Source organism: Mycobacterium sp. MUNTM1 (assembly GCF_054660795.1).
Window position 1 is genome coordinate 88,351 of the sequence record NZ_BAAGDE010000006.1, and the last position, 19,773, is coordinate 108,123.

The 19,773-nt window shown below is 67.8% G+C and carries 18 protein-coding genes and 1 tRNA gene; 8 read left to right on the forward strand and 11 right to left on the reverse strand.

What is annotated here, in order from left to right:
* The first annotated feature begins 101 nt into the window (after positions 1-101).
* Together ACYQ8K_RS05350 and ACYQ8K_RS05355 are read left to right on the forward strand one after the other, a co-directional pair.
* Positions 102-2,114: a hypothetical protein gene (locus ACYQ8K_RS05350; protein WP_459967410.1), complete on the forward strand. Its 2,013-nt coding sequence runs from the start codon at positions 102-104 to the stop codon at positions 2,112-2,114.
* Positions 2,115-2,127: 13 nt separating this feature from the next.
* Complete coding sequence (locus ACYQ8K_RS05355) at positions 2,128-3,177, forward strand: polysaccharide deacetylase family protein (protein WP_459967412.1); 1,050 nt, start codon at positions 2,128-2,130, stop codon at positions 3,175-3,177.
* Positions 3,178-3,193: 16 nt separating this feature from the next.
* Here the strand turns inward: ACYQ8K_RS05355 and ACYQ8K_RS05360 are convergent, their stop codons facing one another.
* Together ACYQ8K_RS05360 and metG are read right to left on the reverse strand one after the other, a co-directional pair.
* Complete coding sequence (locus tag ACYQ8K_RS05360) at positions 3,194-3,556, reverse strand: PAS domain-containing protein (RefSeq protein WP_459967414.1); 363 nt, start codon at positions 3,554-3,556, stop codon at positions 3,194-3,196.
* A gap of 187 nt (positions 3,557-3,743) precedes the next feature.
* Positions 3,744-5,300, reverse strand: coding sequence for a methionine--tRNA ligase (gene metG, locus ACYQ8K_RS05365; RefSeq protein ID WP_459967415.1), 1,557 nt, complete (start codon positions 5,298-5,300; stop codon positions 3,744-3,746).
* Positions 5,301-5,333: 33 nt separating this feature from the next.
* On the opposite strand from metG, the gene ACYQ8K_RS05370 reads away from it, so the two are divergent.
* From ACYQ8K_RS05370 to ACYQ8K_RS05390, 5 genes are all read left to right on the forward strand, one after another.
* Positions 5,334-6,176, forward strand: coding sequence for a TatD family hydrolase (locus ACYQ8K_RS05370; protein WP_459967416.1), 843 nt, complete (start codon positions 5,334-5,336; stop codon positions 6,174-6,176).
* 157 nt (positions 6,177-6,333) lie between these two features.
* Positions 6,334-7,461: a transglycosylase family protein gene (locus tag ACYQ8K_RS05375; RefSeq protein ID WP_459967417.1), complete on the forward strand. Its 1,128-nt coding sequence runs from the start codon at positions 6,334-6,336 to the stop codon at positions 7,459-7,461.
* A complete protein-coding gene (gene rsmA, locus ACYQ8K_RS05380; protein WP_459967418.1) occupies positions 7,425-8,378 on the forward strand; it encodes a 16S rRNA (adenine(1518)-N(6)/adenine(1519)-N(6))-dimethyltransferase RsmA in 954 nt (317 codons plus the stop codon). The genes ACYQ8K_RS05375 and rsmA overlap by 37 nt, the downstream gene beginning before the upstream one ends.
* A 60-nt stretch (positions 8,379-8,438) precedes the next feature.
* Positions 8,439-9,395 carry a 4-(cytidine 5'-diphospho)-2-C-methyl-D-erythritol kinase gene (locus tag ACYQ8K_RS05385; protein WP_459967419.1) on the forward strand — a complete coding sequence of 319 codons (957 nt, stop codon included), beginning with the start codon at positions 8,439-8,441 and terminating at the stop codon, positions 9,393-9,395.
* 354 nt (positions 9,396-9,749) lie between these two features.
* Positions 9,750-11,384 (forward strand): fatty acyl-AMP ligase, encoded by a 1,635-nt coding sequence (locus tag ACYQ8K_RS05390; protein ID WP_459967420.1) that lies wholly within the window; start codon positions 9,750-9,752, stop codon positions 11,382-11,384.
* A gap of 6 nt (positions 11,385-11,390) precedes the next feature.
* Here the strand turns inward: ACYQ8K_RS05390 and pth are convergent, their stop codons facing one another.
* The 8 genes from pth to ACYQ8K_RS05430 all read right to left on the reverse strand — a co-directional run bounded on the left by pth (position 11,391) and on the right by ACYQ8K_RS05430 (position 17,514).
* Entirely contained in the window at positions 11,391-11,966 is a 576-nt protein-coding gene (gene pth, locus ACYQ8K_RS05395) for an aminoacyl-tRNA hydrolase (protein ID WP_459967422.1), read from the reverse strand.
* 12 nt (positions 11,967-11,978) lie between these two features.
* Positions 11,979-12,647: a 50S ribosomal protein L25/general stress protein Ctc gene (locus ACYQ8K_RS05400; protein WP_459967423.1), complete on the reverse strand. Its 669-nt coding sequence runs from the start codon at positions 12,645-12,647 to the stop codon at positions 11,979-11,981.
* Positions 12,648-12,838: 191 nt separating this feature from the next.
* Positions 12,839-13,708 (reverse strand): oxidoreductase, encoded by an 870-nt coding sequence (locus tag ACYQ8K_RS05405; RefSeq protein ID WP_459967424.1) that lies wholly within the window; start codon positions 13,706-13,708, stop codon positions 12,839-12,841.
* Between the two features lie 23 nt (positions 13,709-13,731).
* Positions 13,732-14,355 carry an LpqN/LpqT family lipoprotein gene (locus ACYQ8K_RS05410; RefSeq protein WP_459967483.1) on the reverse strand — a complete coding sequence of 208 codons (624 nt, stop codon included), beginning with the start codon at positions 14,353-14,355 and terminating at the stop codon, positions 13,732-13,734.
* Positions 14,356-14,387: 32 nt separating this feature from the next.
* Complete coding sequence (gene arsC / locus ACYQ8K_RS05415) at positions 14,388-14,744, reverse strand: arsenate reductase (glutaredoxin) (RefSeq protein ID WP_459967425.1); 357 nt, start codon at positions 14,742-14,744, stop codon at positions 14,388-14,390.
* Positions 14,745-15,725, reverse strand: a complete 981-nt coding sequence (locus tag ACYQ8K_RS05420; RefSeq protein ID WP_064953125.1) for a ribose-phosphate diphosphokinase — start codon at positions 15,723-15,725, stop codon at positions 14,745-14,747.
* 103 nt (positions 15,726-15,828) lie between these two features.
* Positions 15,829-17,313: a bifunctional UDP-N-acetylglucosamine diphosphorylase/glucosamine-1-phosphate N-acetyltransferase GlmU gene (gene glmU, locus ACYQ8K_RS05425; protein WP_459967427.1), complete on the reverse strand. Its 1,485-nt coding sequence runs from the start codon at positions 17,311-17,313 to the stop codon at positions 15,829-15,831.
* Positions 17,314-17,442: 129 nt separating this feature from the next.
* Positions 17,443-17,514: transfer RNA gene (locus ACYQ8K_RS05430), tRNA-Gln, on the reverse strand.
* Between the two features lie 170 nt (positions 17,515-17,684).
* On the opposite strand from ACYQ8K_RS05430, the gene ACYQ8K_RS05435 reads away from it, so the two are divergent.
* Positions 17,685-18,278 (forward strand): TetR/AcrR family transcriptional regulator, encoded by a 594-nt coding sequence (locus tag ACYQ8K_RS05435; RefSeq protein WP_007776775.1) that lies wholly within the window; start codon positions 17,685-17,687, stop codon positions 18,276-18,278.
* A gap of 107 nt (positions 18,279-18,385) precedes the next feature.
* On the opposite strand, the gene lysA is transcribed toward ACYQ8K_RS05435, so the two are convergent.
* Positions 18,386-19,726: a diaminopimelate decarboxylase gene (gene lysA / locus ACYQ8K_RS05440; protein WP_459967428.1), complete on the reverse strand. Its 1,341-nt coding sequence runs from the start codon at positions 19,724-19,726 to the stop codon at positions 18,386-18,388.
* Positions 19,727-19,773: the final 47 nt, after the last annotated feature.

The following is a 19,773-nucleotide window of genomic DNA, read 5'->3' on the forward strand; positions in this document are numbered from 1 at the left end:
CCGAAAGTCGCGGGTGACCGATCTCGAAGAGCTGGCGCCAGATACCTTTTCGCGATCGCCACGGCGACGATTCCGTTATTGGGGTTGAAGCGCTTTCAACAATGCATACTGTTCCGGTGATGTACCGGAAATCTCTGCGTCGAGTATTCGCATTGGCCGGTGTCGTCGGATTCCTGGTGATGAGCGCTCCGGCATCGTGGGGTGCGCCCGCCGACCCGACCACCCCGTCGGACTCGACGACGACGACCACGCTGTCGCTGCTCGACGTCGGGGCCCCCGCCAACTTGGAGTTCTGGGGTCTGAAAAGCAGCCAAGAGCTGAGCATTCCGGTGCTGCACGGGCTGACACCGGCCGCCCTGAACGCGACCGTCGAACTGCCGATCAATCTTCGCTCGGGGTTGATCACCGTGATGCAGGCCGACCGCACCATCGCGAGGCTGAACCTGCCCACCGCCGATCAGACACCGATCGTCATCCCCTTGGCTGGTGCAGAGGTGATCGACAACTCGCTGACGGTAACCGTGCATGCATTCCTGGTTCCGCTCGATGGATATTGCCTATACCAGGAGAGCCCCCTGCGTCTGACGAACGCAACGGTCAACTACACGGGCACAGAACTGCCGCCCACCACGGTGGCTCATTTCCTACCGCCGGTGCTGCGGCGGCTGACCATTTATCTGCCGCAATCGCCGTCGACGGCGGAGTCCGACACGGCAATTCAACTGGCTACGTCCGCGGCCTCGCGCTACGGCAGACAGGCTCCGGAGATCGTGGTGGTTCCGTTGCAGGAGGGGCAGACGGCGCCGCCGGCGCCGCCGCAATCGCTGGAACGTCAAGTCGTCGTCAAAGAGGGGCCGGACAACGGGCTTTCGCTGCAGGGCGCGTCGGGCGTGCCGTGGCTACTGATCTCCGGGCCGCTGAACACAACTGACGAATCGGACATGGCCGTCCTGTTCAGCGACCTGTCGGACCTGGCCCTGTCGTCCAAGGCTGCGATGGAATCGCCGAGGCCCAGAGTGCGACTACCCGGCAACACCGCCACGCTGCGCGAGCTCGGGCAGCCGTTCATCAACTCGACTTCCCTGCAACCGCGGGTGACGATCGGCGTGGATCAGACCCGATTCGGCAGATCCATTCACGCGGTGCGGGTGCATCTGCAGGGGTCGTACACGCCGACGTCGAACAACAGTGTCGGCCAGATCTCTGCGATGGTCGGGCGGGAGATCATCGACCACTGGCCGACCGATGGCCATGGCAGCGTCGACCGTTGGATCGACGTGCCGGACCGCGTGCTGCAGCGCTACACCAACCTTGATTTGGAACTCGACGTCGCCAGCAACGTTGGACATTGCGGAGATTTCTACACCGCCGGCCCCGGAAACCAGCTACTCACGTTGAACATCAACAGCGACAGCGCGATTGAAGGCAGCCCCGCCGCACCACCGATCCCGGACGGCTTTCAATCCGTACCGCAGTCCCTGATGCCCCGCGTGCAGGTGGGCATCGCGGAGCACTCGTTCATCGACACCGTGCGCGCGCTCGACATCATGATCGGCCTGCAGCGAATCAGTTCGATCCCGATCGACACCACTGTCACCAGCGTCAAACAGGCGATCGATTCCTCGAATCCCGCGCTATTGATTTCCGCCGACGGCTGGAATCACACCGACGTGGCGCTCCCGGTGGCCGCCGGACCCAGTGGCCCGATCACCATCAACGCCGTCGGGACCGGCGACAAGCCGGCCAAGCTCACGCTGGACCCCGCGCTGCGGTTTGCCTCTCTCCAAACGGTTTTCAACCATGGGAGGTCACTGCTGGTCGCGACGTCCAACGGAGCGCCGGGACAGCTCGACGAGCTGATCAGGTGGCTCAAGAGCGACAACAACAAGCATTGGCAGCGACTCGGAGGCGTCGCGGTGGTGTCGGTGCCCGGACAAGACCCGGTGACTGTCGACCATCCGCCGGTGGCCGCCATCGCATCCGCCGCGGGATCCGGAGGGCACTCCGACCTCGACTGGCTGTGGTGGTTCGGCGCCGGCTGGGTCGCCGTGGCCATCGTCGGTGCCGGGGTGATCCTGTGGCGCGTCAGGCGCGAATCATGGCGGCGCCAATAGGATTTGACACTTGATGGCACGAGTCAAGAGCGTGCTGAAGAGCCCGGCCGTCAAGGACATCGCGGCCCGATTATTGTGCGCCGCCGGGGTTCCGGCACTGGCACGGCGACGGCACCGCGACATGCTCGCCATCGTCATGTTCCACGGGGTGGAGGAACGCCCGCTGTCGCCCCCGTGCTGGCATGTCAACGGCGCAGAGCTGTATCGGCGCCAATTGGAGTACGTGCGTGCGCATTTCAACGTCCTGCCGCTCGAGGAGGCCCTCGCCCGGCTTACCGACGGGACGTTGCCGCCGCGCGCGCTGGCGATCACGTTCGACGACGGCACCCGCAACCTGGCGACACATGCGCTGCCGGCGCTGCGCGAGCTGAACCTGCCCGCGGCGGTGTTCCTCGCGACCGGTCCGATCGGCACCGGCGCAACCTTGTGGCCCGACCGACTGTGGCTGGCGATCGCCCACAGCGATGCGGTCGAAGTCGATTTGGCCGCACTGGGATTGGGAACGCTTTCGCTCGACGGCAACGCCAAACGCGGCGCCGCATACGTCGCGGCCGTCGAGGGATTGAAGAACCTGGCCGACGCGGAGCGCATCGCGGTGCTGGACGAGGTCCTGGGCGCGCTCGGGTACCGCGACGACGCCGACCCCGGCCCGTTCCGGATGCTCAGCTGGGACGAAGCGCGGGAGATGGCCGCCGATCCGCTGGTGACGCTATATCCGCATACGGTCACCCACCCGATTCTCGCGCGGTGCGGGGACGACAAGGTCGAGCAGGAGATCACCGATTCCTGCGTGGCGCTGGAGCGTGAGACCGGGCGAGCGCCAACAATTTTCGCCTACCCGAACGGCCGGCCGCAGGATTTCGATGGCCGGGCCATGACCGCACTGCGCCGCCGTGGGGTGCGCTGGGCGTTGTCCACCGCGCCGGGCTTCGCCGATCGCCGCTGTGACCCGCTGGCACTGCCGCGGTTGGCGGTCGGCAGCAATGCCTCGTTCGACTACTTCCGGCTGATGGTCTCCGGCGGCCTGGCGCGCCGGCGCGCGACGACGCCTGCGGGCCGCTGAGCAACGTCGTCGGCGACTAGCGGGTTTCTTCCCACAGCTGCTCGGTCAGATCCTGGAAGGCGGCCAGGGCGAACTGATCGTCGGCCCGCCGCACCGCGGACTTGCTCATCAGCGCGCGCACCACAGAGCCGTCCTTGTGCGCCAGCTCGACGACCTCGTTCGCGAGAGCATGGACGGTCGCCAACAGCGAATCCGACGCCGGAGCCTCGTGGAAGATCTGTTCAAACCGCAGCGACAGGGTCTCGTCGGGCTCGTAGCCCATCATGTCGGCAAATGCGGTGTTGGCGAACAAGATACTGCCGTCATCGCCGATGGCCAGCACCGGAACCGGGATCCGCTCCAGCACCACCAGTGCGGGCAGCTCCTTCAAGGTCGTCATCGGCGATTGGCTCTGTTGCCTGTTCTGGCGTCGCTCCACACCGAAGATTATGGTCTATGCCAGAAGTTATGTTGAGTTCTTTTGTTCAAAAGCGGCACAGAAGTATTCGCCGTGTCGACGAACTCGGTTAAATGTCAACCGAATTGTAGGGTCGTTGACCGCCGCTCACCGGTTTTGCGGGTTCCGCTCATTCCCCTTCGGAAATCGGCTGGTAGCGCGGGAACACGCCCGCGGGCGCGGGCAGCGCCGTGCCCGGCGTCAGCCGGGTGCCGACGGCGGCAAACGCTCGCTGATCGGACGGCTGGCCGAGCAGATCCAGCAGCTTGCCTGCCGATTCGGGCATGACGGGCTGCACCAGTAAAGCGGCGATGCGGACCGCCTCGCAGGTGACGTACAAGACGGTGCGGAACCGCTCCTGATCGGCTTTCGACTCGCTCTTGCGCAACACCCACGGCTGTTGCGCCGAGAAATATTTGTTCGCCTCGCCGAGCATCAGCCAGATCGCTTCCAGAGCCAGATGCATCGCCTGCGAGTCGAAACTGGCCCGCACGCGTTCCAACAGGCCGTCGGCCGTGGCGAGCAATTCGGAGTCGGCGGCGATCAGCTCACCGGGTTCGGGGAGGACCCCGTCGAGGTTCTTGGCGATCATCGACAGCGACCGTTGGGCCAGGTTGCCCAGCTCGTTGGCCAGATCGGAGTTGATCCGGGTGACGATGGCGTCTTCACTGAAGCTGCCGTCCTGGCCGAACGGCACTTCGCGCAGCAGGAAATAGCGCACCTGGTCAACCCCGTACGTGTCGATCAGGTTGATCGGGTCGACGACGTTGCCCACCGACTTGCTCATCTTCTCGCCACGGTTGAGCAGGAACCCGTGCGCGAAAACCCTACGGGGCAGCTCGATTCCGGCCGACATCAAAAACGCGGGCCAGTACACGGTGTGGAATCGGATGATGTCCTTGCCGATCATGTGCAAGTCGGCCGGCCAGTAGCGGCGGAACCGCTCGGATTCGGTGTCCGGGTAGCCGACCCCGGTCAGGTAGTTGGTCAGCGCGTCGACCCAGACGTACATCACGTGGTCGGGATGCTCGGGCACCTGCACGCCCCAGTCGAACGAGGTGCGCGAGATGGACAGGTCGCGCAGCCCGCCGGAGACGAAGCTGACCACCTCGTTGCGTCGCACGTCGGGCGCGATGAAGTCCGGGTTCGCCTCGTAGTGGGCCAGCAGCTTGTCGGCGTAGGCCGAGAGCCGGAAGAAGTAGGTCTGCTCCTCGGTCCAGGTCACCGGCGCGCCCGTCTCCAAGGCCAGCCGGGATCCGTCCTCGAGGAGTTTGGTCTCCGATTCGACGAAGAACCGTTCGTCGCGCACCGAATACCAGCCCGAGTAGGTGTCCAGGTAGATGTCGCCGGCCGCCGACATCCGGCGCCAGATGTCCTTGGACGCCTCGTGATGGTCGGGATCCGTGGTGCGGATGAACCGGTCGAAGGAGATGTTCAACCGTTCCTGCAGCCGCTGGAACACGTCCGAGTTGCGCCGGGCCAGCTCGGCCGTCGGGATGCCTTCGGCCGCCGCGGTTTCGACCATCTTGAGCCCGTGCTCGTCGGTGCCGGTCAGAAACCGCACATCGAACCCGTCGAGCCGCTTGAACCGGGCGATCGCGTCGGTCGCGATGTACTCGTATGCGTGGCCGATGTGCGGATCGCCATTGGGATAGGTGATCGCGGTGGTGACGTAATAGGGCCTCATCGCCCCCAACCTTATTGGGGGGCGACCTATTGTGTGCGCGTGAGTTCCAAACGCCGGCCCCCTCCGGCCCCCGAGCCGTTGAGCCCACTCGTCGACGCGCACACCCACCTGGATGCGTGTGGTGCCACCGACGCCGGGGGCGTGCGGGCCATCGTGGACCGCGCCGCGGCGGTCGGGGTGGGCGCGGTCGTCACGATCGCCGACGACCTGGACTCGGCGCGCTGGGTCACCCACGCCGCCGAGTGGGACCCGCGGGTCTACGCCGCGGTGGCGCTGCACCCGACCCGCGCCGGCGCGCTCGACGACGCCGCCCGCGCCGACATCGAGCGACTGGTGACCCACCCCAGGGTGGTGGCCGTCGGCGAGACCGGGCTGGACCTGTATTGGCCGGGCCGCCTGGACGGCTGCGCCGAGCCGGCCGTGCAGCGGGAGGCGTTCGCCTGGCACATCGACCTGGCCAAGAGGTGCGGCAAGCCGCTGATGATCCACAACCGCGACGCCGACGAGGAGGTGCTCGACGTGCTGGCGGCCGAGGGCGCCCCGGACACGGTGATCTTCCACTGCTTTTCCTCGGATGCCGCCATGGCCCGCCGCTGCGTGCACGCGGGGTGGCTGCTGAGCCTGTCCGGCACCGCGAGCTTTCGCAACGCGCATGCCCTGCGCGAAGCCGTCCCGTTGATACCGCCGGAGCAACTGCTGGTGGAGACCGACGCGCCATTCTTGACGCCCCATCCCTATCGGGGGACGGCGAATGAGCCCTATTGCCTTCCTTATACTGTTCGGGCGATCGCCGAACTGGTGGATCGTCGCCCAGAAGAGCTGGCCGAGATAACAACAGGCAATGCTCACCGGGTGTACGGATTGGTCACAGCGTGACGTAAACGACCAGGCGATTCGTTGATGTTCGCCGCGTCGGAGTTGCCCAACATTGACCGGTTCGTTACCGTCTTGTGATCGAACGGTTGGGCCTAAGGGCCCTTAATTTGTGACTTGCTGCTGAATGAGTGGGTTGTTGAGGGTTGGGTAGCGCGCGTTGAGTGTATTGACAAAACTTCATCAGAACCCTTCGCCGATGTTGCGGCTCGTAGTCGGAGGGCTGCTGGTAGTCCTGGCATTCGCGGGCGGATACGCGGTCTCGGCGTGCAAGACGGTGACGTTGACCGTCGACGGGGTCGCCATGCAGGTGACCACCATGAAGTCTCGGGTCATCGACATCGTCGAGGAGAACGGCTTCTCCATCGACGAGCGCGACGACCTGTATCCCGCCGGCGATGTCGCGGTGCACGACGCGGGCAAGATCGTGTTGCGGCGCAGCCGCCCGCTACAGATCTCGCTCGACGGCCATGACACCAAGCAGGTATGGACCACCGCCTCCACCGTCGACGAGGCGCTTGCCCAGCTGGCGATGACCGACACCGCCCCGGCCGCGGCCAACCGTGGCAGCCGCGTTCCGCTGGCCGGAATGGCGCTGCCCGTCGTCAGCGCCAAGACCGTCCGCATCAACGACGCCGGCGCGATCCGCAATGTGCACCTGGCCGCGCCGAACGTCGCCGGCCTGCTGAGCGCCGCCGGCGCGCCGCTGCTCGACAGCGACCAGGTGGTGCCCGCCGCGACCGCGCCGATCGTCGACGGGATGGAAGTCCAGGTGACCCGCAACCGGATCCAGCAGGTGACCGAGCGGATCCCGCTGCCCCCCAACGCCCGTCGCATCGACGATCCGGGCATGAACATGAGCCGCCAGGTCGTCGAGGATCCGGGCAGCCCGGGCACGCAGGACGTCACCTTCTCGGTGGCCACCGTGAACGGTGTCGAGACCGGCCGGCTGCCGATCGCCAACACGGTGATCACGCCCGCCCGCGATTCCGTGGTCCGCATCGGCACCAAGCCGGGCACCGAGGTGCCCCCCGTCAGCGACGGTTCCATCTGGGACGCGATCGCGAGCTGTGAGGCCGGCGGGAACTGGGCTATCAACACCGGTAACGGGTACTACGGCGGTGTGCAGTTCGACCAGGGCACGTGGGAGCGCAACGGCGGTTTGCGGTTTGCCTCGCGCGCCGACCTCGCGACCCGCGAGGAGCAGATCACCGTTGCCGAGGTGACCCGAGAGCGCCAGGGTTGGGGTGCGTGGCCAGTGTGCAGCGGAAGAGCTGGTGCACGCTGACCATCCGGCTACTCGGGCGTACCGAGATCAGGCGGCTGGCCAAAGAACTTGAATTTCGGCCACGGAAATCCCTCGGCCAAAACTTCGTCCACGACGCCAATACGGTGCGCCGGATAGTCACGACCTCCGGGGTGAGCCGGTCCGACCACGTCCTGGAGGTCGGGCCCGGACTCGGGTCGCTTACCTTGGCACTGCTCGACCGCGGCTCGACCGTCACCGCCGTCGAAATCGACCCGGTACTGGCCGAACGGCTGCCCCAGACCGTCGCCGAGCACTCCACCAGCGAAAGCCAGCGCCTCACGGTGGTCAACCGCGACGTCTTGACCCTGCGCCGCGACGATCTGGCCGCGCAGCCGACCGCCCTGGTCGCCAACCTGCCCTACAACGTCGCCGTCCCGGCGCTGCTGCACCTGCTCGCCGAGTTCCCGTCCATTCACACGGTGACGGTGATGGTGCAGGCCGAGGTCGCCGAGCGCCTGGCCGCCGAGCCGGGGGGCAAGGAGTACGGCGTGCCCAGCGTCAAGGTGCGCTTCTTCGGCCGGGTTCGTCGTTGCGGCATGGTGTCGCCGACCGTGTTCTGGCCGATTCCCCGGGTCTATTCCGGGCTGGTGCGCATCGACCGCTACGCGACATCGCCGTGGCCTGTCGACGAGGCGTTCCGTCGCGACGTGTTCGCGCTGGTCGACATCGCGTTCGGGCAGCGGCGCAAGACCTGCCGCAACGCGTTCGTGGAGTGGGCCGGCTCGGGCAACGAGTCGGCGGATCGGTTGCTGGCCGCCAGCATTGACCCCGCCCGCCGCGGTGAGACGCTCTCGATCGACGACTTCGTGCGGTTGTTGCAGCGATCCGCCGACCGGCCCCACGGCGTCCCCGAGACGACTCCGCACAGCGCCGAGCAGGGGGCGTCGGCCGGCTGACGGCGGACCGCCCGGGCGCAGTTGCGTGTGGTTGGCTCTCAGCAGCGATAGTCTGCTGCGGTGTCAGCGTCTGACGGCAACACCGCCGCGGCTTGGGTTCCGACCGGGTCGGTCACCGTCCGGGTCCCCGGAAAGGTCAACCTCTACCTGGCCGTCGGCGACCGCCGCGAGGACGGCTATCACGAGCTGAACACCATCTTTCAGGCCGTTTCGCTGCTCGACGAGGTGACGGTCCGCAATGCCGATGTGCTCTCGCTCGAGATCGTCGGCGAGGGCGCCGAGAAACTGCCCACCGACGAACGCAATCTCGCGTGGCAGGCCGCCGAGCTGATGGCCGAGCACGTCGGCCGGGCGCCGGATGTGTCGATCATGATCGACAAATCGATTCCCGTGGCCGGCGGGATGGCCGGTGGCAGTGCCGACGCCGCGGCCGTGCTGGTGGCGATGAACTCGCTGTGGGAAGTCAACGTTCCGCGCCGCGACCTGCGCGCGCTGGCCGCCCGGTTGGGCAGCGACGTGCCGTTCGCGCTGCACGGTGGAACCGCGTTGGGCACCGGCCGCGGCGAGGAGTTGGCGACGGTGTTGTCCCGCAACACGTTTCACTGGGTGCTGGCGTTCGCCGACAGTGAGCTGCTGACGCCGGCCGTCTTCGCCGAACTGGACCGGCTGCGCGAGGCCGGGGACCCGCCGCGGCTGCCCGCGCCCGGGCCGGTGCTGGCCGCCCTGGCGGCCGGCGATGCCGAACAGCTGGCGCCGCTGTTGGGCAACGAGATGCAGGCGGCCGCGGTGAGCCTGCACCCGGCCCTGCGGCGGACGTTGCGCGCCGGGGTGGCGGCCGGGGCGCTGGCGGGGATCGTGTCCGGGTCGGGCCCGACGTGCGCCTTCCTGTGCTCGTCGGCGGCCGCCGCCGTCGATGTCGGTACCGAGGTGTCGGGCGCGGGTGTCTGCCGCACGGTGCGGGTCGCCAGCGGGCCGGTGGTGGGCGCGCGCGTCGTCCCCGCCCCGACCGAGGTGTGACACCCCATTTGGTGTGAAAAGAACCCCAATTTGAGCATTAGTTTGGGCGCTACCCTAAGAGGAGTTTAAGATCATGCGCGGTGACGGGAAGCGTTGAGCAAGATCACTTAATTCCATCGTCCGCCGGACGTTCCGGCGGACGATCAATGAATGGGGTCCGGCAAGGTTTCGCCGGCCCTATTCGTGCTTATCGGGTGGTCGAGCGCCGCCATATCGCGGCGGGTGCGGACGGATCATCGATCCGAGACCTAACCGCCGCCCAACTGTGTTTGCGTGCTTGCGGTGAAGAGTTGCCCGGCGGCGGAACATGAGATTTCGGGCATTGGGACGAGGGCTGGAACCGAGGAGGCTTTGGTGAGCAGGTTTACCGAGAAGATGTATCGCAATGCCCGCTCCGTGACGACGGGCATGGTCACCGGTGAACCCCACGAACCGGTCCGCCACACCTGGGGCGAGGTCCATGAGCGTGCGCGCCGCATCGCGGGTGGCCTGGCCGCCGCGGGCATCGGGCCCGACGACGCGGTCGGCGTGCTCGCCGGCTACCCCGTGGAGATCGCGCCGACGGCGCAGGGCCTGTGGATGCGCGGGGCCAGCCTGACCATGCTGCACCAGCCCACGCCGCGCACCGACCTGGCCGTGTGGGCCGAGGACACGATGAACGTCATCGGCATGATCGAGGCGAAGGCCGTCGTCGTCTCCGAGCCGTTCCTGGTGGCCATCCCGGTGCTCGAGGAAAAGGGCATCAAGGTCGTCACCGTCGCCGACCTGCTGGCGGCGGAGCCGATCGAACCCGTCGACGTCGGCGAGGACGCGCTCGCGCTGATGCAGCTGACCAGCGGCTCCACCGGATCTCCCAAGGCGGTGCAGATCACCCACCGCAACATCTATTCCAACGCCGAGGCGATGTTCATCGGCGCCCAGTACGACGTCACCAAGGACGTGATGGTCAGCTGGCTGCCCTGCTTCCACGACATGGGCATGGTCGGCTTCCTGACCATCCCGATGTACTTCGGCGCCGAGCTGGTCAAGGTCACCCCGATGGACTTCCTGCGCGACACGCTGCTGTGGGCCAAGCTCATCGACAAGTACAAGGGCACCATGACCGCCGCGCCCAACTTCGCCTACGCGCTGCTGGCCAAGCGGTTGCGCCGCAACGCCAAGCCCGGCGACTTCGACCTGTCGACCCTGCGGTTCGCCCTGTCCGGCGCCGAGCCCGTCGAACCCGCCGACGTCGAGGATCTGCTCGACGCCGGCAAGCCGTTCGGGCTGCGGCCCTCGGCGATCCTGCCCGCCTACGGCATGGCCGAAACCACGCTGGCCGTGTCGTTCTCGGAGTGCAACGCCGGCCTGGTGGTCGACGAGGTGGACGCCGACCTGCTGGCCGCCCTGCGCCGCGCCGTACCCGCGACCAAGGGCAACACCCGTCGGCTGGCCACGCTCGGCCCGCTGCTGCGCGACCTCGAGGCGCGCATCATCGACGAGAACGGCGACGTGATGCCCGCCCGCGGCGTCGGCGTCATCGAGCTGCGCGGCGAGTCGCTGACTCCCGGCTACCTCACCATGGGTGGGTTCATCTCGGCCCAGGACGAGAACGGCTGGTATGACACCGGCGACCTGGGCTACCTGACCGAAGAGGGTCACGTGGTGGTCTGCGGACGCGTCAAGGACGTCATCATCATGGCGGGCCGCAACATTTATCCCACCGACATCGAGCGCGCCGCCTGCCGCGTCGAGGGGGTGCGGCCCGGCTGTGCCGTGGCGGTTCGGCTGGACGCCGGCCACTCCCGCGAAACGTTCGCGGTGGCCGTGGAGTCCAACGCCTTCCAGGACCAGGCCGAGGTGCGTCGCATCGAGCACCAGGTCGCCCGGGAGGTCGTGGCCGAGGTGGACGTGCGGCCGCGCAACGTGGTGGTGCTCGGTCCGGGAACCATTCCGAAGACGCCGTCGGGCAAGCTGCGCCGGTCGACCTCCGTCAGCCTGGTCACCTAGTCCGGACTACCAGGCGTGGACGCTGTTCTGCGCGGGCTCTAGCCCCAGTTCGATCAGCAACTCGGTCGCGTCCGCGGCCTGCTCGCAGATGGTGGGAACCTCGGCGCGCTCGGCGGCGTTGAATGCTTCCAGCACAAACGCCGCCGGATCCTTGCGTCCCGGGGGGCGGCCGATCCCGATGCGAACCCGCTGAAAATCCTTGCTGCCCAACGCATTCACGACCGAACGCAGGCCGTTGTGGCCGCCTTCGCCGCCACCGATCTTGAGCCGGATGCGCCCGAAGTCCAAGTCGAGATCGTCGTGGATGACGATGACGTCGCCCGGTGTCACCGAATAGAACTTCGCCAACGGGCCGACCTGGCGGCCGGATTCGTTCATGTAGCAGCGCGGCTTGGCCACCACGACCGAGTGCCCGGCGAGCCGGCCGCTGACGATCTCGGCGCCGGAACGCTTGTGCGCCTTGAACTTCGAACCCATCCGCGCCGCCAGCAGGTCGGCGACCATGAACCCGACATTGTGCCGGGTCCGGGCGTAGTTGTCTCCGGGATTGCCCAGGCCGACGACCAGCAACGGCTCGGCCACGTTGTGATCCGCCTACTCGGACTCGGCCTCGGCGGCCTCTTCTTCGCCGGCCTCGGCTTCTTCTTCGCCTTCGGCCGCCGCGGCCTCCTCGGTGACCTCGCCCGCGCCCTCTTCGGCGAGTTCCTCGGCCGTCGGCGCGGTGACCACGTTGACCACCAGCGTCTCCGGGTCGGAGATCAGGGTGACGCCCTTGGGCAGGGTGATCTGGCCGGCGGAGAACTGGGTGCCGGGCTCGGCGCCCTCAACCGACACCGTCAGCTGCTCGGGAATCGACAGGGCGTCGGCCTCGATCTCGATGGCGCTGGCGTCCTGGGTCACCAGGGTGCCGGGCACGGCCTCGCCCTCGATGACGACACGGACCTCGACGACGACCTTTTCGCCGCGGCGCACTACCAGCAGGTCGGCGTGCTGGATGGTGCGGCGGATGGGGTGGATGTCCAGCGACTTGGTCAGGGCCAGCTGCTCCTTGCCCTCGATGTCGAGGGTCAGCACCGCGTTGGTGCCCGCGTGCCGGAGCACCGCCGCGAAGTCGTGGCCGGGAAGTTCCAGGTGCTGCGGGTCGGTGCCGTGGCCGTAGAGGACGGCCGGGATCTTGCCGTCGCGGCGGGCGCGCCGGGAGGCACCCTTGCCGGTCTCGCCGCGGACCGCGACCTTCAACTGGTTGAGTGCCTGCTTGGCCATCGTGTCGCTCCTGTGTGCTCGCTCGTGTTTCGGGGCACGGCCAGGGTCGCGACGAGACGATTCGTCGGTCTCCGTCGATAACGGTGCCGGCCAGCCAGCCACCCTCGCCGTGACGCCCGGCCAGGTTAGCGCATCCGCACCTCAGAGGGGAAATCCGGCGGCCGGCGCCGGGCCCGAGTCACACCCGTCACTCAGAGCGGGAACTGGGTCTTCGTCAGCTGCTCGGACAGTGACCACAGCGCCGCCGCCGTAGCCGAATCCCGGGCGCGCCGGCTGCGCCCGACCGCTTGGGTGCGGCCCATCTGGCCGAATCGGGGCCCGACGAAGGTGTCCCCGGGCAAATTCTGGGACGCCGCGTACAGCGTTTGCCGCGCGCCGAAGTCGGCGTCGGTGGCGACCACCCGGGTGACCGCCGACATCAGCGCGTCACCCAGCTTGCGGCCTGAGGCGCCCTGCAGGTTGGTGTGCGAGTAGCCGGGGTGGGCCGCGAGCGCCCGCAGCGGGGAGCCGGCCGCGGTTAGGCGGCGCTGCAGCTCGCTGGTGAACAGCAGGTTGGCGAGCTTGGACTGGCTGTAGGCCAGCCACGGCGAATACCGCCGGTTCTGCCAATTCAGGTCGTCGAGGTCGATGCGTCCGGGCCAGTGGGCCATCGACGAGACGGTCACCACCCGATCGGTCAACTTGGGCAGCAACAGGTTTGTCAGCGCGAAGTGCCCGAGATGGTTGGTGCCGATCTGGGTCTCGAAGCCGTCGACGGTCAGCCCGAAGGGGGCGGCCATGATGCCGGCGTTGTTGATCAGCACGTCGGCCTTGCTCACCCCGTCGGCGAACCGGCGCACCGACGACAGATCCTGCAGGTCGAGCTCTCGCACCTCGACCTGGCCGGCCATCTGGCGGGCCGCGGTCTCACCCTTGCGGATGTTGCGGACGGCCATGATGATCGTGGCTCCCCGTCGCGCCAGCTCGCGGGCGGTCACGGCGCCCAACCCGCTGTTGGCACCGGTGATGATGACGGTTCGTTCGGCGAACGACGGTAGGTCTGCGGCGGTCCAGCCTGTCATGGCTGACAACACTAATGGCGACGCTACTTCGCCGCGACGACGAATCCGTGAATGATCGTGTCGATGTCGCTCGACTGCGCCGCCGCCTGATTGGCGAAGCCGGTGATGGTCAGCTGCACCAGATAACGCTGGTGTGCGGGCGCCGATCCGGTCGCGATGACGATGCGGTTCCAGCTGTGCAGCCGCATGCCGGCGTCGAGGTCGTAGCTGCCCTGGATCATCGACGAGGGAAAGCCGTTGTAGGGCGCGCCCGAGGCGTCCAGCTGCTTGAAGTTCTGGAACAGCTGCGCATCATCGTTGCCGTGCTTGATCACCTGGGCCGGGTCGAAGTTCCCGTTGAGCTTGAACACCACCAGCCGCGCCGTCGGGAACTTGCCGCCTTGGGAGATGATCAGCGTCTGCGGGCTGATGTTCGGGCTGGTGAACGGCGACCAGCCCGGGGGAGTCGGGATCGACACCGTCAGGTCGGGCAACGATCCCGGCGCCACCGGCTCGCCGGTCACCCCGATGCTTTGCAGATACTGCGACAGGGGAACCGGCTTCTCCGCCGGCTTGGTGGTCGTGGTCGTCGGGGTCTTCGACAGGATCGATTGGTAGTCAGGGGGTTTCGGCGCACAGCCTCCCGCGGCGAAAGCCACCGCAACCATCGCGGCAGCGGCCACGCGGCGGCCGAGCCGGCTCACAGAATCTCGCGGACCGCGTCGATCGGGCGGGCCAGCCGAGTGCCTTTCGGCGTGACGACGAAAGGACGTTCGATGAGGATGGGGTGTTCGACCATGGCATCCAGCAACTGGTCATCACTCGCCCCCGCGAGACCGAGCTCGTCATACAGCGACTCACGCTTGCGGGTCGCTGTGCGCACGTCGATACCCGCGTCGCGGATCATCTTGACCAGCTCTGCGCGGGTCGGTGGGGTCTTCAGATACTCGACAATGGTCGGCTCAAAGCCGTTGTCGCGCAACAGGTCCAGCGTCTTGCGGGAAGTGCTGCAGCGTGGGTTGTGAAGGATTACGGCGTCGTCTGGCTTGCCAGCCATCTAGGCGTCTCCGTCGAAAAGCCCGGTGACCGAACCGTTTTCGAAGACAGCACGGATGGTGCTGGCCAGCAGCGGCGCGATGGACAGGACCGTCAGCTGGGGGAAACGCTTCTCCTCGCCGATCGGCAGGGTGTTCGTCACGATCACCTCCCGGGCGCCGCATGCGGCCAGCCGCTCGGCGGCCGGATCGGAGAGCACACCGTGGGTGGCCGCGATGATCACGTCACCGGCGCCCTCGTCGCGCAGCAGCTTCACCGCGCCGGCGATGGTGCCACCGGTGTCGATCATGTCGTCGATCAGCACGCAGGTGCGTCCGGCCACCTCACCGACGACGCGGTTGGACACCACCTGGTTGGGCACCCGCGGGTCGCGGGTCTTGTGAATGAAGGCCAGCGGGACGCCGCCCAGCGAGTCGGCCCATTTCTCGGCGATGCGCACCCGGCCGGAGTCGGGCGAGACGACCACCATGTTGCCGTCGGGGTAGTTGTCGCGGATGTAGCCGGTCAGCAGGTTCTGCCCGCGCATGTGGTCGACGGGCCCGTCGAAGAAGCCCTGGATCTGGTCGGTGTGCAGGTCGACGGTGACGATCCGGTCGGCACCCGCGGTCTTGAGCAGGTCGGCGACCAGCCGAGCCGAGATCGGCTCGCGGCCGCGGTGCTTCTTGTCCTGCCGGGCGTACGGGTAGAACGGCATGACGGCGGTGATCCGCTTGGCGCTGCCCCGCTTGAGGGCGTCGATCATGATCAGCTGTTCCATCAGCCAGTTGTTCACCGGGTCCGGGGCCGACTGCAGGACGAAGGCGTCGCATCCGCGCACCGATTCGTGGAACCGCACGAAGATCTCGCCGTTGGCGAACTCCCGCGCCGTCTGTGCGGTGACGTGGACGTCGAGCTCCTTGGCCACCTGCTCGGCCAGCTCCGGATGCGCACGGCCGGAGAAAAGCATCAAATTTTTGCGGTTATCGGTCCAGTCGTGGCTCAACGCACTGCCCTCGCCAAATCGGGGTGGGGGATGGAAGGCCCCATCGTACGAAGCGAATCGTACGGAAATGTGGCCGGGTTGCCAGCTAGCAAATGCACGGTGTCTAGTCGGCTTCTGGCCGGGCACCGGCCGCGGGGCCTTGACCAGCGGCTTTCTCGGCGGCCTCGGCCGCCTGCGCGGCCGCGCTGCCCGGGCGCTTGCGGCGCACCCATCCTTCGATGTTGCGTTGCGGACCCGCCGATACCGCCAGCGTTCCGGGCGGGACGTCGTTGCGCACCACCGTGCCCGCGCCGGTATAGGCGCCGTCGCCGACGGTCACCGGCGCCACGAACATGGTGTCCGAGCCGGTGCGCACGTGCGAGCCGATGGTGGTCCGCCGTTTTGTTTCGCCGTCGTAGTTGACGAACACGCTGGACGCCCCGATGTTGCTGTGTTCGCCGATGTCGGCGTCCCCGACGTAGGTCAGGTGTGGCACCTTGGAGCCGGTGCCGATGGTGGCGTTCTTGGTCTCGACGAACGCGCCGAGCTTGCCGTCGTCGCCCAGCGTGGTGCCGGGCCGCAGGTAGGTGAACGGCCCGACGGTCGCGCCGGCGCCGATCGACGACGCGGTGCCGTGGGTGCGGACCACCGAGGCGCCGTCGCCGACGCTGACGTCGGTCAGGGTGGTGTCCGGTCCGACGACGCAGTGGCTACCGACCTGGGTGCGGCCCAGCAGCTGTGTCCCCGGCTGGATGACGGTGTCGCGACCGATGCTGACGTCGACGTCGATCCAGGTGGTCGCGGGGTCGACGATGGTGACGCCGGCCAGCTGGTGGCCCGCGATGATGCGCCGGTTGAGTTCGGCGCCCAGCTGCGCGAGCTGGACGCGGTTGTTGACGCCGGCGACCAGCGCGCTGTCGTCGACGTGGCGGGCGTGGATGGCCAGGCCGTCGCCGCGCAAGATGCCGATGACGTCGGTCAGGTAGAGCTCGTGCTGGGCGTTGTTGGAGCTCAACCGGTTCAGCGCCGAGCGCAGCGCCGCGGTGTCGAAGGCGTAGACGCCGGCGTTGACCTCACGGATCTCGCGTTGCGAGGGCGTGGCGTCGGCGTGTTCGACGATCGCCATCACCTCGTTGTCCTGGGTGCGCAGGATGCGGCCGTAGCCGCTGGGGTCGCTCACGGTCGTGGTCAGCACGGTGACCGCGGCCGGCGCCGCGTTGTGCGAGGCGATCAGGTCGGCCAGGGTGTCGGCGTCCAGCAACGGGGTGTCGCCCGAGGTGACGACGACGACCCCGGCGTAGTCGTCGGGCAGCGCGGCCAGGCCACACAGCACGGCGTCGCCGGTGCCGCGCGGCCGGTCCTGCAGCGCGACGTCGATGGGACGTCCCAGCGCGTCGGCCCAGTCGCCCACCAGCGGCGCGATCCGCTCGTGGTCGTGGCCGAGAACGACGGTCAGGTGCTGCGGAGCCACCTTGGTGATCGCGTGCAGGAGGTGGGACAGCATGCTGCGCCCGCCGATGGTGTGCAGGACTTTCGGGGTGTCCGACCGCATCCGGGTGCCGGGCCCGGCCGCCAGCACCAGGACCGCGGTGTCACCTTGGATTGTCATCAAGCCTCCTCGGCCTCTTTGGCGCGAGCTGGGGGCACCTCCCGCTTGCGGGGAGCGTGTCTGTACAACGACACGTCGTCAAGCGTGTCATTTTGTGCACCCTCGCGGCAAAGGGGCCCACGAGCCGAGCTCCGTCGCCAGGACTCGAACCTGAACTATCTGAACCAAAATCAGAGGTGCTGCCGATTACACCACGACGGATCGCTGACCCAATGGTGAGCGGCGGTTGAGACCGACCGCGCCACCAAGACTTTAGTCTGACGGCGATGCGGGCCGCTTGTCGGCTGTTGACCGATACGCTGAGTGACGTGGCCGTGCTCGATCGTGACCCGGACAAGGTGGAGAAGGAAGCGCGGGCGCCGCGCGCGCGGATGACCGGAACCGAGCGCCGCCAACAACTGGTCGGCATCGCGCGCACGCTGTTCGCCGAACGCGGCTACGAAGGCACCTCGATCGAGGAGATCGCGCTGCGCGCCAACGTGTCCAAACCCGTCGTCTACGAGCACTTCGGCGGCAAGGAAGGCCTGTACGCCGTCGTCGTGGACCGCGAGATGTCGGCGCTGCTGGACGGCATCACCTCGTCGCTGACCAACAACCGGTCCCGGGTGCGCGTCGAACGCGTCGCGCTGGCGCTGCTCACCTACGTCGAAGAGCGCACCGACGGCTTTCGGATCATGATCCGCGACTCGCCGGCCGCGATCAGCTCGGGCACCTACTCCAGCCTGCTCAACGATGCCGTCAACCAGGTCAGCTCGATCCTGGCCGGCGACTTCTCCCGTCGCGGCCTCGATCCCGGGCTGGCGCCGCTGTACGCGCAGGCGCTCGTCGGCTCGGTGTCGATGACGGCGCAGTGGTGGCTCGACACCCGCGAGCCCAAGAAGGAAGTGGTGGCCGCGCACCTGGTCAACCTGATGTGGAACGGCCTGACCCACCTCGAGGCCGACCCCCGGCTGCAGGACGAGTAGCTCGGCCGATGGCGGCGACCCGCTGCGCCCGGCGTGGACTGTGCGGCGACCCGCTGCGCCCGGCTACGCCGCGCTTGCGATCGCCGCGGCCGCGCTTGCGATCGCAGCTAGCCGCAGTCGCGGGCCAGCAGGTCGGTGACGGTCTCCCGGCGAACCAGTTCGCGGGCCCGCCCGTCCCTGACGGCCACCAGCGCCGGGCGCCCGACCATGTTGTAGTTCGACGCCATGCTGTGGTGGTAGGCGCCGGTACAGGCCACCGCCAGCAGGTCGCCGGGGTGCAGATCCGCCGGAAGCTCGATGTCGCGGGCGATCTCGTCGCCGGCCTCGCAATGCCGTCCGACGACGGTGACCCGCTGCTTGAGGCCCAGCGAATGCCGGTTGGCCAGCGCGGCCGTGTATCGCGCGCCGTACAGGGAGACCCGCGGGTTGTCGCTCATGCCGCCGTCGACCGCGACGAACGTGCGGCCGCCCGGCTGGGTCTTGATCGAGCACACCCGATACAGCGTCACCCCGGCACGGCCGCAGATGGCACGACCCGGTTCCACCACGATCTGCGGCCGCGGGAAATGCTCGGCCGCGCAGGCCTCGTCGAGGGCGTTCTCGATGACGTCGGCCAACTGCTCGAGATTCAGCTCGCGATCGCCGGGGACATAGGGGACGGCGTGCCCGCCGCCGATGTTCAGCTCGGTGAGTATCACGCCGTGCCGGGCACGGATATCGGCCATCGCGGCGATCATCCGGCGGATCGCCTCGCCGTACAGCGCGGGGTCGGATACCTGCGAGCCGATGTGGCAGTGCAGGCCGACGAGGTCGAGGATCGGGTGCGAGAGCACCCGCTGGGCGGCGACGTCGGCCCGGTCGCCGTGCAGCGTGAACCCGAACTTCTGGTCGCTGACACCGGTGGTGACCGCGCGGTGGCCGTGGATGTCGATGTCGGGGGTCACCCGGATCAGCACGGGTTGGCGCCGTTGCGCCAAACCGGCGAGGTAGGCGATCTCCATGCCGGAATCCAGCACGATGCGCCCCACGCCGACGCGCACCGCTTCGCGCAGCTCCTCGGGCGACTTCGCGTTGCCGTGCATGACGATGCGCGCCGGGTCGACTCCGCCGGCAAGAGCGACGGCCAGCTCGCCGCCGGAGCAGACGTCGAGGCCGAGGCCCTCTTCGCGGGCCCAGCGGGCCACCGCGGTGCTCAATAGCGACTTTCCGGCGTACACCACCTCGACGCCGCGCAGCGTCTTGCGGTAGCGGCGGGCGCGAAGCCGGAAGTCGGTTTCGTCGATGACGTAGGCCGGGGTGTGAAATTCGTCGGCGATATCGGCCAGCGGTACACCGCCGACGCACAGCCTGCCCTCCTCGTCGGGGTGGGTGGTGATCGGCCAGATGGCGGGATCGAAACGCGGGGAAGCCGCCTGACCGAGGGACGGCAGGATGTCCAGCAATGTCATGAATCCAACCTGCGCCCGCGGGTATTCGGGTGGTGGCGTTCTTACGA

Coding starts and splice junctions, on each gene's coding strand:
- ACYQ8K_RS05410 (WP_459967483.1), bottom strand. CDS start 14,355: ATGGTTGCGGTGGCTTTCGCCGCGGGAGGCTGTGCGCCGAAACCCCCT.
- ACYQ8K_RS05435 (WP_007776775.1), top strand. CDS start 17,685: ATGACCGGAACCGAGCGCCGCCAACAACTGGTCGGCATCGCGCGCACG.
- ACYQ8K_RS05400 (WP_459967423.1), bottom strand. CDS start 12,647: ATGGCCAAGCAGGCACTCAACCAGTTGAAGGTCGCGGTCCGCGGCGAG.
- glmU (WP_459967427.1), bottom strand. CDS start 17,313: ATGACAATCCAAGGTGACACCGCGGTCCTGGTGCTGGCGGCCGGGCCC.
- ACYQ8K_RS05405 (WP_459967424.1), bottom strand. CDS start 13,708: ATGACAGGCTGGACCGCCGCAGACCTACCGTCGTTCGCCGAACGAACC.
- metG (WP_459967415.1), bottom strand. CDS start 5,300: ATGAGGCCCTATTACGTCACCACCGCGATCACCTATCCCAATGGCGAT.
- ACYQ8K_RS05360 (WP_459967414.1), bottom strand. CDS start 3,556: ATGACGACCTTGAAGGAGCTGCCCGCACTGGTGGTGCTGGAGCGGATC.
- lysA (WP_459967428.1), bottom strand. CDS start 19,726: ATGACATTGCTGGACATCCTGCCGTCCCTCGGTCAGGCGGCTTCCCCG.
- arsC (WP_459967425.1), bottom strand. CDS start 14,744: ATGGCTGGCAAGCCAGACGACGCCGTAATCCTTCACAACCCACGCTGC.
- ACYQ8K_RS05350 (WP_459967410.1), top strand. CDS start 102: ATGCATACTGTTCCGGTGATGTACCGGAAATCTCTGCGTCGAGTATTC.
- ACYQ8K_RS05355 (WP_459967412.1), top strand. CDS start 2,128: ATGGCACGAGTCAAGAGCGTGCTGAAGAGCCCGGCCGTCAAGGACATC.